Raw genomic sequence first — 15,012 nt, 5'->3', positions numbered from 1 at the left:
GGCAGCAGCGATTATCGGCCAGCCGCGTTCTTGGGGGTAGCCGCCGGCAGGGCATCGAGCGCCTCGCGGATGCCGGCCAGGAATTCGCGCACCGCGGGCACCACCTTTTCGCGCGGCTGCCCGTCGATCAGCTGGATGATCCTGGTGCCGATCACGACCGCATCGGCGGCCGAACCCACGGCCTGCGCCGTGCGCGCGTCGCGGATGCCGAAGCCCACGCCCACCGGAATGCTCACGTGCTCGCGGATGCGCGGGATCATCCGGCCGACCGCTTCGGTGTCGAGGTGGCCGGCGCCCGTGACACCTTTGAGGGACACGTAGTAGACATAGCCGCTCGCGATGCGCGCGACCTGCGCCATGCGTTCGCTGGTGCTGGTGGGAGCCAGCAGGAAGATCAGGTCGATGTCCGCCGCCTTGAGGTCGGCGGCGAAAGCCTCGCATTCCTCGGGCGGGTAGTCGACCACCAGCAGGCCGTCGACGCCCGCAGCCGACGCATCGCGGATGAAGGCCTTCTTGCCGTGCACGAGGTCGTAGCGCTCGACCGGGTTCGCATAGCCCATCAGCACCACGGGCGTGGTCGCGTCCTTCTGGCGGAAGGCGGCCACCATGGCGAGCACCTGCTTCATGCCGACGCCCAGAGCCAGCGCGGCCTCGCCGGCCTTCTGGATCACGGGGCCGTCGGCCATGGGGTCGGAGAAAGGCACGCCCAGTTCGATCACGTCGGCACCGGCCTCGACCATGCCGTGCATGAGCTCGGGTGTGATGTCGGCGAAGGGGAAGCCCGCGGTCACGTACGGAATGAGGGCGCGGCGGCCTTCCTTCTTCAGGGCCTCGAAAGTGGCGGCAATGCGGCTCATCACTTGCCTCCCTTCACGCTCAGACCGCGCATCGAGGGGCGGTCGTAGAAGTCGACGCCCGACAGGTCGGCGACGGTGCCGATGTCCTTGTCGCCGCGCCCCGAGAGGTTCACGAGGATCGACTGGTCCGGCCGCATGGTCTTCGCGAGTTTCATGGCATAGGCCACGGCGTGGCTCGATTCGAGGGCCGGAATGATGCCTTCGGTGCGGCACAGGTAGTGAAAGGCTTCGAGCGCCTCGGTGTCGGTGATGCCGACGTACTCGGCGCGGCCGATGTCGGCCAGGTAGGCGTGCTCGGGGCCCACGCCGGGGTAGTCGAGGCCGGCGCTGATGCTGTGCGTTTCGGTCACCTGGCCGTCCTCGTTCTGCAGCAGGTAGGTGCGGTTGCCGTGCAGCACACCGGGGCTGCCGCGCAGGATCGACGCCGAGTGCTTGCCGCTGTCGAGCCCCTCGCCCGCGGCCTCCACGCCGATCAGGCGCGTGCCTTCGAACGGGATGTAGGGATGGAAGATGCCCATCGCGTTGCTGCCACCGCCCACGCAGGCCACCACCACGTCGGGCTGCCGGCCCTCGGCTTCGCCGGTGATGCCCTGGGCCGCGAGCATGGCGGGCATCTGGTCGATGCACTCCGTGCCGATCACGCTCTGGAAGTCGCGCACCATGGTCGGGTAAGGGTGCGGGCCGGCCACGGTGCCGATGATGTAGAAGGTGTTCTCCACGTTCGTGACCCAGTCGCGCATGGCCTCGTTGAGCGCGTCCTTCAGCGTCTTGCTGCCCGATTCCACCGGCACCACGGTAGCGCCCAGCAGGTTCATGCGGTAGACGTTGGGGCTCTGGCGCTTCACGTCCTGGCTGCCCATGTAGACCACGCACTCGAGGCCGTAGCGCGCGCAGATGGTGGCGGTGGCCACGCCGTGCTGGCCGGCGCCGGTTTCGGCGATCACGCGGGGCTTGCCCATGCGGCGTGCCAGCATTGCCTGGCCGATCACGTTGTTGATCTTGTGCGCGCCGGTGTGGTTGAGGTCTTCGCGCTTCAGGTAGATCTGCGCGCCGCCCATCTCGCGGCTGGTGCGCGCGGCGTGGTAGACCGGCGAGGGGCGGCCGACGAAGTGCTTGAGCTCGTAGTGGAATTCGGCGAGGAAGGCCGGGTCGTCCTTGTACTTCGCGTACGCGTCGCGCAGTTCGTTGATCGCGTGGGTGAGCGTTTCGCTCGCGAAGGTGCCGCCGTAGTTGCCGAAGTGGCCGGTGGCGTCGGGTTGCTGGTAGTCCTGGATATGGCTTTGCATGGTTCTCGATCGTTGGGCCGCAGCCCGAATCACGATCGGGTGCGGCGGCTAACTGGAGAAGGAGGCGTCTGCGGCTCTCACGGCGGCGACGAATTGCCGGATCTTTCCGGCGTCCTTCAGGCCCTTGTTCCCGGGACCGTCGATCTCGACGCCCGAGCTCACATCAACGGACAGCGTCTTGCAGCGCGTCCGCAGGATGCGAATGCCATCGCTCACGTTTGCAGGTGTGAGCCCACCACTCAAGACGAGGTGAGCGTCGACGGCGGGTGGAAGAAGTGACCAATCGAATGCCTTGCCGCCACCGCCATAACCTTCGACATGGGCGTCGAGCAGGATGGCCTGGGCGTGGGAGTAATCGGACGCGTATTTTACGAGGTCGAAGCCGGCTCCGGCGGCGCCCAGCGGAATACGGGCTGCGCGCATGTAGCGAAAGCGCCCCGGGCCGGTGGCCTGCTCGCACTGTTCGGGCGTTTCTTCGCCGTGGAACTGCGCGATCGCGCCCCTCACGCGTGAGAGGGCCGCTATGACTTTGGGAGCATCCTCGTTCACGAACAGCAGCACCGGCGTGATGAAGGGCGGCAGGCGCAAGGCGAGCTCGGCGGCGCGCTCGGCCGTCACGGCGCGCGGGCTTTTCGCGTAGAGCACGAAGCCGACGGCATCGGCCCCAGCCTCGACCGCGGCATCCACGTCGGCCTCGCGCGTGAGGCCGCAGATCTTGATGCGGGTGCGGGGAGCGGCAGTCATGGCGGCCCATCATAAGGAGCGCCGCCGGCCTGCAGCGTGGCCTCGGCCGGCAGACCCCACTTGGCGTCGTACAACGGCCCGAGAAAATACAGCCCGTTGGCCGAGAAGGTGGGCGCCGCCACCTTGCGGCTGCGCGCCTCGAGCACCTCGCTGATCCATTCGGGCCGCTCGTCGCCGCGGCCGATGCGCACGAGGCAGCCCATCAGGTTGCGGATCATGTGGTGCAGGAAGGCATCGGCCTCGAACTCGAAGTGCCAGCGGCAGCGGTCGCCGCTGCCGTTGCGCGTGATCTCGATGCGCCGCAGGTCCTTGACCGGCGAGCGGGCCTGGCAGGCCGAGGCGCGGAACGAACTGAAGTCGTGCCGGCCTACCAGCAGGGCGGCGGCGGCGCGCATCGCATCGCCGTCGAGCGCATGCATCGACCAGCCGACCCGGCCCGAATCGAGGCTGGGCCGCACGGGCGATTGCGACAGCACGTAGAGGTAGCGCCGCGCCAGTGCGCTGGCGCGGCAATGGAATTCATCCGGCACCGGCTGCGCCCACTGCACCGCGATGTCGTCGGGCAGGAAGCGATTGGTGCCGCGCATCCAGGAGAAGGGCTCGCGTTCGACGGTGGTGTCGAAGTGCACCACCTGCATCAGCGCGTGCACGCCGGCGTCGGTGCGGCCGGCGCACAGCGTGCCGATGGGCTGCGCCGCGAACTTGGTGAGGGCCGCCTCGAGCTTGTCCTGCACCGTGCGGCCCGAGCGCTGGCTTTGCCAGCCCTCGTATGCCTGGCCGTTGTAGCGGATGCCTAGCGCCAGCCTCACGAATTCAGGAACAGCGGAAAAAGCCGCTCGTCAGCGCAGCTCGGCGAGCAATTGCCTCGCCTGCGACTTGAGGTCGCCGGCGCTTTCGGCTTCGACTTCCTCGACCAGCGAGCGGGCGCCTTCGACGTCGCCGATGGCCTGCAGCTCGCGCGCCAGCGACAGCTTGACCGCATGGGGGCTCTCGTCGCCATCGTCGTCCTGCGCGGCTTCGGCGGGCCTTGCTGCTGCATCGGCGGTACCGGCCACCGGGCGGGCGGGAAGGCCGGCCAGCGCACTCATGTCGAATTCGATGAAGCCCGAGTCCGCAGGCAGGTTGCCGCGCAGCCCGGCCGGGCGGGTGTTGGCTTCGGCTTCGCCCAGCGCGCCGGGGCGGGTGATCGGGGACAGTGCGCCAGGGGCGGTGTCGAAGTCGTTTTCCAGGTCGACCGGTGCCGTGGGCGCGTGTGCATGGCCGTTGGACAGCGGCGCACTGCTGGCGGCAGGCGGCGCATAGGCCGTCTTCGGCAGGCTGGCACTCACCGGGGCCGGGGCCGGTGCCGGTGCCGGTGGCTGGCTCAGGTCCAGATCGAAGTCCAGCGGCGCAACCGAGGGCACGAAGGCTGGCGCGGCCGCCATGACAGGAGCAGGCGCCGCCACCGGGGCGGGCGCGGGCTTGGCCGCTGCCGTGGCAAGGGCGCCGGCAAAGGCGGCGCTTTCGGCGGGGGTCACGCCGCGGGGCGTGCCCGATTCGTACAGCGGATTGCCCGGATCGAGGTCCTTGCCCATTTCGACCACGCGGTTCCAGTCGGCGCCGGTGCCGTTGGTCAGCTTGTGCACTTCGGTCGCCAGGCCTTCGTAGGCCCGGACGTCGCGCCGCTTGGCATGGATCTCGAGCAGCTTGAGGTGGATGGCCGTGCGGTCCGGATTCACGCGCAGGGCTTCGCGGAGGATTTCCTCGGCCTGCAGGTCGCGGCCGTAGGCCAGGTACACGTCCGCTTCGGCCACGGGATCGACGTCGCCCGCATCGAGCTGGCTCGGCGAGTACGACAGCGACGACACGGTGGAATCGCCGCGCTGCTTGGTGTCGACCGATTCGCCGCCGCTGGCGCCGAAGAACGAATCCTTGGGAATGCGGCTTTCGAGGAACACGCTTTCGCTCATTTCTTCGCGGCGGCGGCCCAGGACGCGGTAAAGCAGGAAGCCGACCAGCAAGGCGATCAGCGCCGCACCGCCGAGCATCAGCGGGTTGTCCATCAGCTCTTCGAAGAAACCGCGCTCCACCGGAGGCGGCGGAGGCGCTGCCTTGACGACCGGCTTGGGCGCCGGGGCCGGCGCAGCGGCCGCGGCACTTGCCGCCGCTGCGGGAGCGGCCGGTGCCAGTTCGGAAGTTGCAGCAGGCGCCGGTTCGGCGGCTGGAGCGGTGGGGGCAGCTGCTGCCGGTACCGCTGCAGCAGGCGCGGGAGTCGCTGCCGGTGCCGGCGCCGAAGCGGCAGCGGGCGCCGTGGCGGGGACGACGGGTGCTGCGGCGGGCGCTGCAGCCGGGGCGGGCGCGGCGGCTGCAGGCACCGCAGCGGCCGGTGCCGTGGTGGCGGCTACGCCCGGATTGGGAACGGGGATGCCGGGGGCTGCCGGGGCAGGTGCCGCCGAGCCAGCGGCCGGCGCCGCCGAACCGGTGGCTGCCTTGAGCTTGGCCAGTTCGTTGATGTTCTTCGAGAGCTCGGCAACGCGGTTGTTGCTGTCCTGCGCCTGGCGGGTTTGCGCAACCTTTTCTTCGGCGGCACGGGCCGCTGCGCTGCCCTGCGAGATCGTCAGCTTGTCGGGTGCGCTTGCCGCGGCATTGCGATCCTCGACGTTGGCCTGCAGCTTGCCAGAAGCCTTGCGGTCGGCAGCGGCCACGTTCGACGTGGGTGCGTTCTCGGCAAGGCGCTGGCGGTAGGCGCGGAAGTCGCGGCTCTGCGCGGTAATGGTTCGCCGCGCTTCCGACGGCAGAATGGCGCCGGCTTCGGTGGCGCTCGGCAGATCGAGCACGGCGCCGGCCTTCATGCGGTTGACGTTGCCGCCAATGAACGCATCGGGATTGGCAAGCAGGAGCGCCACCAGCATCTGGTCGAGCGAAATGTCGGCAGGCTTGTGGGCCCCGGCGATCTTGCTGGCGGTATCGCCGCGCTGGACCGTGACCTGCTCGCCGCCGCCTGCCGGGCGGGCCGGCGCAGCGGCGCCGGGCGCCTGCGGTGCGGCGGTGGCGGGCACCGGCGCGGCGGGAGCGGTAACCGGTGCGACCGGCGCGCGCTCGCGGCGTGCGCGCGCCGCAGCCGCGCCCGGGCGTTCCGCAGGCGACGTGCTCACCTGGGGCGTGGCGGGCGCGATGGGCACGCTCGGCGCCGCCTGGCGGGTTGCCGGCGGATCGAGCAGCACGGTGTAGTCGCGCACCATGCGGCCCGACGAACCGTTGGCTTCGAGCAGCAGGTCGACGAAGGGATCGTTGAGCGGACGGCTGCCAGTGAGCCGGACGACGTACTGGCCGCCGGCGCGGCGCTGCAGCGTCGCCTTGACGTCGCTGAGCGCGGCGTTGTACGGAACGCCCGCATTCTTGAAGGCGTCGGCGCTGGCGACGCTGATCTTCAGGCTGTCCGCCTCGGCGGCGGCCATTTCGGTCACGTCGATTTCGGCGCGAAGCGGTTCGCCCAGGGCCGATTGCACCTTCAACTGCCCCAGCGCGAAGGCGCTGGCGTCTGCGCTTGCAATACCCAGGACCACGGCAACGGCCGTGCCCAGAACGGAAAGGCGAAGACCATTCAAGGGCAGGGAGGGGCGAGCGGCCGATGGGCGGGCCGCGGGCAACAGATGTCTTGTCATGCTGATAGGGGCGGCTCAGGCCCAGAATTTGTAAGAGGACGTTAGCATCATCACCGGGTACTGACAAGGCGGTGCGCCCGTTCTACCCAGTGCGCGCATACTTACGCACACATTCAGTGTTGCCTGATGGCAACACTTTCGGTCCATGGAGAGCCTGCGCGCCCCCATCAAGCCTCAAGGAGGATGCGCAGCATGCGGCGCAGCGGTTCAGCCGCACCCCACAGCAGCTGGTCGCCGATGGTGAAGGCGCCGACGTATTCGGGGCCCATCGCCAGCTTGCGGATGCGGCCGACCGGGATGTTCATGGTGCCCGTCACCGCCACTGGCGTCAGGTCCTTGAGGGTCGCTTCACGGGTGTTCGGCACCACGCTGGCCCACGGGTTGTCCGCGGCGATCAGCGCTTCGATGTCGGCCACGGGCACGTCCTTCTTGAGCTTGAAGGTCAGTGCCTGGCTGTGACAGCGCATGGCGCCGATGCGCACGCAGAAGCCATCGACCGGCACGGCGGCGGTGCCGAAGCCCGCGCCCTGGCCGAGGATCTTGTTGGTCTCCGCGCCGGCCTTCCATTCTTCCTTGGACATGCCATTGCCCAGGTCCTTGTCGATCCAGGGGATCAGCGAGCCGCCCAGCGGTGCGCCGAAGTTGGCCGTTTCCGAAGCGCTGAGATTCTGCTGCCTGTGCAGCACCTTGCGGTCGATCTCGAGGATGGCCGACTTGGGGTCGTCCAGCAGTGCGCGCACCTCGGCGTTGAGCGTGCCGAACTGCGTCAGCAGTTCGCGCATGTGCTGCGCGCCGCCGCCCGAAGCCGCCTGGTAGGTCATGCTGGTCATCCACTCGACCAGGCCCGCCTTGTAGAGGGCGCCCACGCCCATCAGCATGCAGCTGACCGTGCAGTTGCCGCCGATCCAGTTCTTGCCGCCCTTGGCGAGCGCGTTCTGGATCACCGGCAGGTTGACGGGGTCGAGCACGATGACCGCGTCGTCCTGCATGCGCAGGGTGGAGGCGGCGTCGATCCAGTGGCCGCTCCAGCCCGCGGCGCGCAGCTTGGGGAACACCTCGCTGGTGTAGTCGCCGCCCTGGCAGGTGATGACGATGTCGCACTTCTTGAGGGCCTCGATGTCGTTCGCATCCTTGAGCGCGGTCTCGTTCCTGGCCATGGCCGGGGCCTTGCCGCCGGCGTTGGAAGTCGAGAAGAAGACCGGCTCGATGAGCCCGAAGTCGCCTTCGGCCTGCATGCGGTCCATCAGAACCGAGCCGACCATGCCGCGCCAGCCCACGAGGCCGACCAGAGGTTGAGATGCGTTCGCCATTTCAGTTTGCCCTTTTAAAAAAGAAAGAAGTTGTCTTTTCTTGCCCCCGACTCGTCGAGCCGGGGAGGGGCGTGACGAAGCGGGCTGCGGTTAGCCGGTAATCGTCTTTTTGGTGATTGCTGCAACAACCGCGTCGCCCATTTCGCGGGTGCCGACGCGCTTCGTGCCTTCTGACCAGATGTCACCGGTGCGCAGCCCGGAGGCGAGCACGTGCTTGACCGCCGACTCGATCCGGTCGGCAGCTTCGGCTTGGTTGAGTGAAAAACGGAGCATCATGGCAGCGGACAGTATTGTAGCCAATGGATTGGCAACCCCTTTTCCGGCAATGTCGGGTGCGCTGCCGTGGCTGGGCTCGTACAGGCCCTGGTTGCTCGAATTGAGCGACGCCGAGGGCAGCATGCCGATGGAGCCGGTGAGCATGGCGGCCTCGTCCGAGAGGATGTCGCCGAACATGTTGCCGGTGACGATCACGTCGAACTTCTTGGGTGCCTTCACGAGCTGCATGGCCGCGTTGTCGACGTACATGTGGTCGAGTTCGATGTCCGGATAGTCCTTGTGCACCTCGGTCACGATGTCCTTCCAGAACTGGAAGGTCTCCAGCACGTTGGCCTTGTCGACGCTGGTCACGCGCTTGCTGCGCTTGCGTGCGGCCTCGAAGGCCACGCGGGCGATGCGCTCGACCTCGGGGCGCGAATAGCGCATGGTGTCGAAAGCCTCTTCGGCGCCCGGAAAATGCCCGTCGACGGCTGTGCGGCGGCCGCGCGGCTGGCCGAAGTAGATGTCGCCGGTCAGCTCGCGGATGATGAGGATGTCCAGGCCCGCAATCAGCTCGGGCTTGAGGCTCGAGGCGCCTACCAGCTGCTCGTAGCAGATGGCCGGGCGGAAGTTCGCGAACAGCCCGAGGTTCTTGCGCAGGCCCAGGATGGCCTGCTCCGGACGCAGCGGGCGGTCGAGCTTGTCGTACTTCCAGTCGCCGACCGCGCCGAACAGCACCGCGTCGGCTTCCTTGGCGAGCTTGAGCGTGGCTTCGGGCAGCGGATGGCCATGGGCCTCGTAGGCCGCGCCGCCGACCAGCGCCGTTTCCATCTCGAACGAGAGGTCGAGCGCGTCGAGCACGCGAATGGCTTCGGCCACGATTTCAGTGCCGATGCCGTCGCCCGGGAGAACTGCGATTTTCATGATTGGGTCTGAGGTTTTTTGAAAAAGGAAATGCGGTCGATCACGAGATCATCGTGTGCGCGAGCCAGGGCTTCTGCGCCAGCCGCTCGGCCTCGAAGGCCTTGATCTTGTCCTTGTGGCGCAGCGTGAGGCCGATGTCGTCCAGCCCGTTGATCAGGCAGTACTTGCGGAAGGCCTGCACGTCGAACGCGAACTCGCCGCCATCGGGCTTCACGACCACCTGGCGCTCCAGGTCGATGGTGAGCGTGTAGCCGGGGAACGCGAAGGTCTCGTCGAACAGCTGCGCCACCTGCGCCTCGGGCAGCACGATCGGCAGCAGGCCGTTCTTGAAGCTGTTGTTGAAGAAGATGTCGGCATAGCTCGGCGCGATGATCGCGCGGAAGCCGTACTGGTCGAGCGCCCACGGCGCGTGCTCGCGCGACGAGCCGCAGCCGAAGTTCTTGCGCGCCAGCAGGATCGAGGCGCTGGCGTAGCGCGGCTGGTTCAGCACGAAGTCGGGGTTCGGCTTGCGGCTTTCCGGATCCTGACCCGGAAAGCCGGCGTCCAGGTATCGCCATTCGTCGAACAGGTTCTGGCCGAAGCCGGTCTTGCGGATCGACTTGAGGAACTGCTTCGGAATGATCGCGTCGGTGTCGACGTTCTCGCGGTCCATCGGGGCCACGAGGCCCTTGTGCACGGTGAATTTCTGCATGTGAATTTCTCTCTGTGTTCAGGCGAACGTACGGACGTCGACAAAATGGCCGTGCACCGCGGCGGCGGCGGCCATGGCCGGGCTCACGAGGTGGGTGCGGCCCCCGGCGCCCTGGCGGCCTTCGAAGTTGCGGTTGCTGGTGGAGGCGCAGCGCTCGCCGGGCTCCAGGCGGTCGGCGTTCATCGCCAGGCACATCGAGCAGCCGGGTTCGCGCCATTCGAAGCCCGCGGCCTTGAAGATCAGGTCGAGCCCTTCGCGCTCGGCCTGTTCCTTCACGACGCCCGAGCCGGGCACCACCATTGCGAGCTTGACGTTCCTGGCCACCTTCCGGCCGAGCTTCTTCACCACGGCGGCGGCCTCGCGCATGTCCTCGATGCGGCTGTTGGTGCACGAGCCGATGAACACCTTGTCGATGAAGATGTCGTTCATTGCCTTGTTCGGCTCCAGGCCCATGTAGACCAGCGCGCGCTCGATGGCGCTGCGCTTGCTGGCGTCCTTTTCCTTCTCGGGATCGGGCACGCGGCCGTTGATGTCGACCACCATCTCGGGCGAGGTGCCCCAGGTGACCTGCGGCTGGATCTGCGTGGCATCGAGCTCGACCACGGCGTCGAATTTCGCGTCGGGGTCGGACTGCAGCGTGCGCCAGTAGGCCATGGCCAGGTCCCACTCCACGCCCGTGGGTGCAAGCGGGCGGCCCTTGACGTAGCTGATGGTCTTTTCGTCGACCGCCACGAGGCCGGCGCGCGCACCGGCCTCGATGGCCATGTTGCAGACCGTCATGCGGCCTTCCATGCTCAGGTCGCGGATGGCCGAGCCTGCGAATTCGATCGTGTAGCCCGTGCCGCCGGCCGTGCCGATCTTGCCGATGATGGCCAGCACGATGTCCTTGGCGGTGCAGCCGAAAGGCAGCTTGCCCTCGACCTTCACGAGCATGTTTTTCGCCTTCTTGCCCAGCAGCGTCTGCGTGGCCATGACGTGCTCGACCTCGCTGGTGCCGATGCCGTGCGCGAGCGCGCCGAAGGCGCCGTGGGTGGAGGTGTGCGAGTCGCCGCAGACGACAGTCATGCCCGGCAGCGTGGCGCCCGATTCGGGCCCGATCACGTGCACGATGCCCTGGCGCTTGCTCAGGAACGGAAAGAACGCGGCGGCGCCGAATTCCGCGATGTTCTTGTCGAGCGTGGTGACCTGCTCCTTGCTGGTCGGGTCGGCAATGCCTTCGTAGCCGCGCTCCCAGCCCGTGGTCGGCGTGTTGTGGTCGGCCGTGGCCACCACCGAGCTGATGCGCCACAGCTTGCGGCCGGCGACGCGCAGGCCCTCGAAGGCCTGCGGGCTGGTGACTTCGTGCACCAGGTGGCGGTCGATGTAGAGGATCGCGGTGCCGTCTTCCTCGGTGTGGACGACGTGTTCGTCCCAGATCTTGTCGTAGAGCGTGCGTGCCATGTCGGTCTCTTCTGTCTTTCGTGGGGAGTTGGATTGTCTTGTGTTCTAGGCGGCGAGCGGCTCTGCGGCGGCCGCCGGCGTGTGCAGATGGTTGACCAGCGCGCGCGCGGCCACCGGCAGGGTGGAGAAGTCGCGCGCCGCCAGGCGGATCTCGCGCCGGGACCAGGCGTCGTTCAGCGCCACGCTGCGAAGGTGGCTGCCGATGCCCGCCTGCAGCAGTTCGAATGCGCGCTGCGGCATCACGCCGATGCCCAGCCCGTTGTCGATCATGCGGCACATCGCGTCGAGCCCGGTCACGTGGATGCGCAGCTTGACGCTGCGGCCCGCCTCGAGCGCGGCCTGGTGCATGGCCACGTAGATCGAGCTGTTGGTATGCAGGCCGACGTGGTCGAAATCGAGCGAGGCGGCGAAGTCGATCGGCCCCTGCGTTGTCGTGAGCGGATGCCCCGCGGGCGCGATCAGCACGAGCCGGTCGTGGCGGTAGGGCAGGGTCTGCAGCTCGTTGGTGCCGTCGGGTATGTGGCAGATGCCGAGGTCGGCGGCGCCTTCCTGGACCGCGCGCACCACTTCGTTGCTCAGGTGCTCTTCGAGGTCGATCTTGATCGCGTCGTGCTCGCGCGTGAAGGCGCCGAGGTCCTCGGGAAGAAACTGCACGATGGCCGAGATGTTGGCATGCACGCGCACATGGCCGCGCACGCCCTCGGCGTATTCGCTGAGCTCGCCCTGCATCTTCTCGAGGCTGTAGAGCACCGAGCGCGCATGGTGCAGCAGGCTTTCGCCCGCGGGGGAAAGATCGACGCCGCGCGCATGGCGGTAGAGCAGGGTGGTGCCCAGGGTGGCTTCCAGGTCCGAGAGCCGCTTGCTGATGGCCGATGCGGCAATGAACTCGCGCTCCGCCGCGCGCCCGATGCTGCCGAGTTCGCAAACGGCCACGAACAGCTGCAGCGACGTGAGGTCGATGCGCCGGGCGAAATTGCGTTCGGAAGTGGTCATGGGGCTTTGGGCATCGCGTTTGGCGATGAGTTCGCCATTTTCCCAGGGTTTTGATGGGTCTGCCATCGCCATGTGAGATGGGTTCCTTGCCCTGGGGCGACGAGTCCCCTGCGGCCCCGCACGGCAAAACGCCCCGCGCCTCGCTTGTCGGCGAGGGGCGGGGCGTGCGGGACTCGGGCGTTTACTGGCGCTTCTTGGCGGCGTCCTCGACCTTTTCGCCGCCCTTCTGGATGTCCTGGCCAGCACCCCTGAAGGTGTTGCAGCCACCCAGCGGGATGGCAAGTGCGAAAGCGACGGCGATCAGCGCGGTAAGTTGCTTCATGACGGGTCTCCTGAAGGCGGTTGAAAAGCAAGGCTCGGAATCGGGCCTTCGCAGTCGAACCTACCCACGCCCCGCGGGCCGCCCTGTCAGCCAAGACGCAAAAAAGCTGCCCGAGGGCAGCTTTCCGGCTTGAGCGCAAGCAGCGCGCGTTCAGCGCTTTCCGATGGGCTGCACGTCGCGCTTGGGCGAGCCTTCGAACAGCTGGCGCGGGCGGCCGATCTTGTACTCGGGGTCGCCGATCATTTCGTTCAGCTGGGCAATCCAGCCGACCGTGCGGGCCAGCGCGAAGATCGCGGTGAACAGCGGCACCGGGATGCCGATGGCGCGCTGCACGATGCCCGAGTAGAAGTCGACGTTCGGGTAGAGCTTGCGCGACACGAAGTACTCGTCTTCCAGCGCGATCTTCTCGAGTTCCTTGGCGAGCTTGAACAGCGGATCCTGCTCGAGGCCCAGCTCGGTCAGCACTTCGTTGCAGGTTTCCTGCATCAGCTTGGCGCGCGGGTCGTAGTTCTTGTACACGCGGTGGCCGAAGCCCATGAGCTTGACGTTCGAGTTCTTGTCCTTGACCTTCTTGATGAACTCGCCGATCTTCTCCACGCCGCCTTCCTTCTGGATGTCGTAGAGCATGTTGAGCGCCGCTTCGTTGGCGCCGCCGTGGGCCGGGCCCCAGAGGCAGGCCACGCCGGCCGCAATGGCCGCGAAGGGGTTGGTGCCCGACGAGCCGCACAGGCGCACCGTCGAGGTCGAGGCGTTCTGCTCGTGGTCCGCGTGCAGGATGAAGATGCGGTCGAGCGCGCGCTCGAGCACCGGGTTCACCTTGTACTCCTCGCACGGCGTGGCGAACATCATGTGCAGGAAGTTGCCCGCGTAGCTCAGGTCGTTCTTCGGGTACATGTACGGCTGGCCGATCGTGTACTTGTAGGCCATGGCCACGAGCGTGGGCATCTTCGCGATCAGGCGGATCGCGGCGATCTCGCGGTGCTCGGGATTGTTGATGTCCGTGCTGTCGTGATAGAAGGCCGACAGGGCGCCCACCAGGCCGGTCATGATGGCCATCGGATGCGCGTCGCGGCGGAAGCCGCGCAGGAAGAACTGCATCTGCTCGTTGACCATCGTGTGGTTGGTCACGAGCTTGGTGAAGTTGGTCTTCTTGGCCTGGTCCGGCAGCTCGCCGTAGAGCAGCAGGTGGCAGGTCTCGAGGAAGTCGCAGTTGGTGGCGAGCTGCTCGATGGGGTAGCCGCGGTACAGCAACTCGCCCTTGTCGCCGTCGATGTACGTGATGGCCGACTGGCAGGCGGCGGTCGACATGAAGCCCGGGTCATAGGTGAACATGCCGGTCTGCGCATAGAGCTTGCGGATGTCGATCACGTCGGGGCCGACGGTGCCCTTGTAGATCGGCAGTTCGACGCTGTCTCCGCCGTTGCTGAACGACAGCGTGGCCTTGGTATCGGAAGCTTTCATTTCGGGTTTCTTTCAGAGGAGTATTCAGGAGGGCGAAGAGGAAACGGAGGTTGCGGGGCGCTGCGCGCCGTCGGTGCGCATCAGCTGCAGCAACTCGACCACCTCGGCCCCGGCCCATGCGGGCTCGGGCTCCTTTCTTCGCAGGAGAAGATCGAGGAGATCGTTGTCCGACAGGTCCATCAAGGTCTCCATCGCTCCCGCCTGGCCGTTGGTCATGCGGGATTCGTGCCGCTCGAAGAAGCGGGCGATGAACAGGTCGTTCTCGAGCAGGCCGCGCCGGCAGCGCCATTTCAGCTTGCTCAGCGCGCGTTGGCTGATCAGCTCGGACGGGTCGGCGGCGGTTTGCATGGTTTCTCTCGGAAAAGGATCAGATGGCGCGGCGCACCATCAGTTCCTTGATCTTGCCGATCGCCTTGGTCGGGTTCAGGTTCTTCGGGCACACGTCGACGCAGTTCATGATCGTGTGGCAGCGGAACAGGCGGTACGGGTCTTCGAGGTTGTCCAGGCGCTCGGCGGTGGCTTCGTCGCGGCTGTCGGCGATGAAGCGGTAGGCCTGCAGCAGGCCGGCCGGGCCCACGAACTTGTCGGGGTTCCACCAGAAGCTCGGGCAGCTGGTGGAACAGCTCGCGCACAGGATGCACTCGTACAGGCCGTTGAGCTCGTCGCGCTCCTCGGGCGACTGCAGGCGCTCTTTCTCGGGCGGGACGTTGTCGTTCTGCAGGTACGGCTTGATCGAGTTGTACTGCTTGAAGAACTGCGTCATGTCCACGATCAGGTCGCGGATGACGGGCAGGCCCGGCAGCGGCTTGAGCACGATCGTGCCCTTGAGCGTGAGCATGTTGGTCAGGCAGGCCAGGCCGTTCTTGCCGTTGATGTTCATCGCGTCGGAGCCGCAGACGCCTTCGCGGCACGAGCGGCGGAACGACAGCGTGGGGTCCTGCGCCTTGAGCTTCATCAGGGCGTCGAGCAGCATGCGCTCATGGCCGTCGAGTTCGATCTCGACGGTCTGCATGTAGGGCTTGGCGTCCTTGTCCGGGTCGTAGCGGTAGATCTGGAATGTGCGCTTCATCGTGAAACCTTGTGAT

The 15,012-nt window shown here is 67.1% G+C and carries 14 protein-coding genes; all 14 read right to left on the bottom strand.

What is annotated here, in order from left to right; genetic code table 11:
- Window positions 1-11: 11 nt before the first annotated feature.
- Entirely contained in the window at window positions 12-857 is an 846-nt protein-coding gene (gene trpA, locus EJO66_RS01565; protein WP_124957182.1) for a tryptophan synthase subunit alpha, read from the bottom strand.
- Window positions 857-2,131 (bottom strand): tryptophan synthase subunit beta, encoded by a 1,275-nt coding sequence (trpB, locus tag EJO66_RS01560; RefSeq protein WP_164547765.1) that lies wholly within the window; start codon window positions 2,129-2,131, stop codon window positions 857-859. The genes trpA and trpB overlap by 1 nt, the downstream gene beginning before the upstream one ends.
- Window positions 2,132-2,191: 60 nt before the next feature.
- Window positions 2,192-2,887, bottom strand: a complete 696-nt coding sequence (locus tag EJO66_RS01555) for a phosphoribosylanthranilate isomerase (RefSeq protein WP_124957180.1) — start codon at window positions 2,885-2,887, stop codon at window positions 2,192-2,194.
- Window positions 2,884-3,696 (bottom strand): tRNA pseudouridine(38-40) synthase TruA, encoded by an 813-nt coding sequence (gene truA / locus EJO66_RS01550; protein ID WP_125964519.1) that lies wholly within the window; start codon window positions 3,694-3,696, stop codon window positions 2,884-2,886. The genes EJO66_RS01555 and truA overlap by 4 nt, the downstream gene beginning before the upstream one ends.
- A 30-nt stretch (window positions 3,697-3,726) precedes the next feature.
- Window positions 3,727-6,474 carry a FimV/HubP family polar landmark protein gene (locus tag EJO66_RS01545; RefSeq protein ID WP_420856665.1) on the bottom strand — a complete coding sequence of 916 codons (2,748 nt, stop codon included), beginning with the start codon at window positions 6,472-6,474 and terminating at the stop codon, window positions 3,727-3,729.
- A 224-nt stretch (window positions 6,475-6,698) separates the two neighbouring features.
- Entirely contained in the window at window positions 6,699-7,841 is a 1,143-nt protein-coding gene (gene asd, locus EJO66_RS01540) for an aspartate-semialdehyde dehydrogenase (RefSeq protein WP_124957177.1), read from the bottom strand.
- A 90-nt stretch (window positions 7,842-7,931) separates the two neighbouring features.
- Window positions 7,932-9,020: a 3-isopropylmalate dehydrogenase gene (gene leuB / locus EJO66_RS01535; protein ID WP_124957176.1), complete on the bottom strand. Its 1,089-nt coding sequence runs from the start codon at window positions 9,018-9,020 to the stop codon at window positions 7,932-7,934.
- A gap of 40 nt (window positions 9,021-9,060) precedes the next feature.
- Window positions 9,061-9,711, bottom strand: a complete 651-nt coding sequence (gene leuD / locus EJO66_RS01530) for a 3-isopropylmalate dehydratase small subunit (RefSeq protein WP_125964517.1) — start codon at window positions 9,709-9,711, stop codon at window positions 9,061-9,063.
- 18 nt (window positions 9,712-9,729) lie between these two features.
- Complete coding sequence (gene leuC, locus EJO66_RS01525) at window positions 9,730-11,151, bottom strand: 3-isopropylmalate dehydratase large subunit (RefSeq protein ID WP_124957174.1); 1,422 nt, start codon at window positions 11,149-11,151, stop codon at window positions 9,730-9,732.
- Window positions 11,152-11,196: 45 nt separating this feature from the next.
- A complete protein-coding gene (locus EJO66_RS01520) occupies window positions 11,197-12,144 on the bottom strand; it encodes a LysR family transcriptional regulator (RefSeq protein ID WP_124957173.1) in 948 nt (315 codons plus the stop codon).
- A 181-nt stretch (window positions 12,145-12,325) separates the two neighbouring features.
- Entirely contained in the window at window positions 12,326-12,466 is a 141-nt protein-coding gene (locus EJO66_RS01515; RefSeq protein ID WP_124957172.1) for an entericidin A/B family lipoprotein, read from the bottom strand.
- A 150-nt stretch (window positions 12,467-12,616) separates the two neighbouring features.
- Entirely contained in the window at window positions 12,617-13,927 is a 1,311-nt protein-coding gene (gene gltA, locus EJO66_RS01510) for a citrate synthase (protein ID WP_021006166.1), read from the bottom strand.
- A gap of 24 nt (window positions 13,928-13,951) precedes the next feature.
- Window positions 13,952-14,275 (bottom strand): FAD assembly factor SdhE, encoded by a 324-nt coding sequence (locus EJO66_RS01505; protein ID WP_124957171.1) that lies wholly within the window; start codon window positions 14,273-14,275, stop codon window positions 13,952-13,954.
- Between the two features lie 19 nt (window positions 14,276-14,294).
- Complete coding sequence (locus tag EJO66_RS01500) at window positions 14,295-14,996, bottom strand: succinate dehydrogenase iron-sulfur subunit (protein ID WP_012746572.1); 702 nt, start codon at window positions 14,994-14,996, stop codon at window positions 14,295-14,297.
- Between the last annotated feature and the right edge of the window lie 16 nt (window positions 14,997-15,012).

Origin of the sequence: Variovorax beijingensis, assembly GCF_003951285.1 — a bacterium.
Classification (GTDB): domain Bacteria; phylum Pseudomonadota; class Gammaproteobacteria; order Burkholderiales; family Burkholderiaceae_C; genus Variovorax; species Variovorax beijingensis.
The sequence above is the reverse complement of the archived record's forward strand: the minus strand, read 5'-3'. Positions and strand labels throughout refer to the sequence as shown.

Coding starts and splice junctions, on each gene's coding strand:
- trpA (WP_124957182.1), bottom strand. CDS start 857: ATGAGCCGCATTGCCGCCACTTTCGAGGCCCTGAAGAAGGAAGGCCGC.
- EJO66_RS01555 (WP_124957180.1), bottom strand. CDS start 2,887: ATGACTGCCGCTCCCCGCACCCGCATCAAGATCTGCGGCCTCACGCGC.
- asd (WP_124957177.1), bottom strand. CDS start 7,841: ATGGCGAACGCATCTCAACCTCTGGTCGGCCTCGTGGGCTGGCGCGGC.
- leuB (WP_124957176.1), bottom strand. CDS start 9,020: ATGAAAATCGCAGTTCTCCCGGGCGACGGCATCGGCACTGAAATCGTG.
- leuD (WP_125964517.1), bottom strand. CDS start 9,711: ATGCAGAAATTCACCGTGCACAAGGGCCTCGTGGCCCCGATGGACCGC.
- leuC (WP_124957174.1), bottom strand. CDS start 11,151: ATGGCACGCACGCTCTACGACAAGATCTGGGACGAACACGTCGTCCAC.
- EJO66_RS01520 (WP_124957173.1), bottom strand. CDS start 12,144: ATGACCACTTCCGAACGCAATTTCGCCCGGCGCATCGACCTCACGTCG.
- EJO66_RS01515 (WP_124957172.1), bottom strand. CDS start 12,466: ATGAAGCAACTTACCGCGCTGATCGCCGTCGCTTTCGCACTTGCCATC.
- gltA (WP_021006166.1), bottom strand. CDS start 13,927: ATGAAAGCTTCCGATACCAAGGCCACGCTGTCGTTCAGCAACGGCGGA.
- EJO66_RS01505 (WP_124957171.1), bottom strand. CDS start 14,275: ATGCAAACCGCCGCCGACCCGTCCGAGCTGATCAGCCAACGCGCGCTG.
- EJO66_RS01500 (WP_012746572.1), bottom strand. CDS start 14,996: ATGAAGCGCACATTCCAGATCTACCGCTACGACCCGGACAAGGACGCC.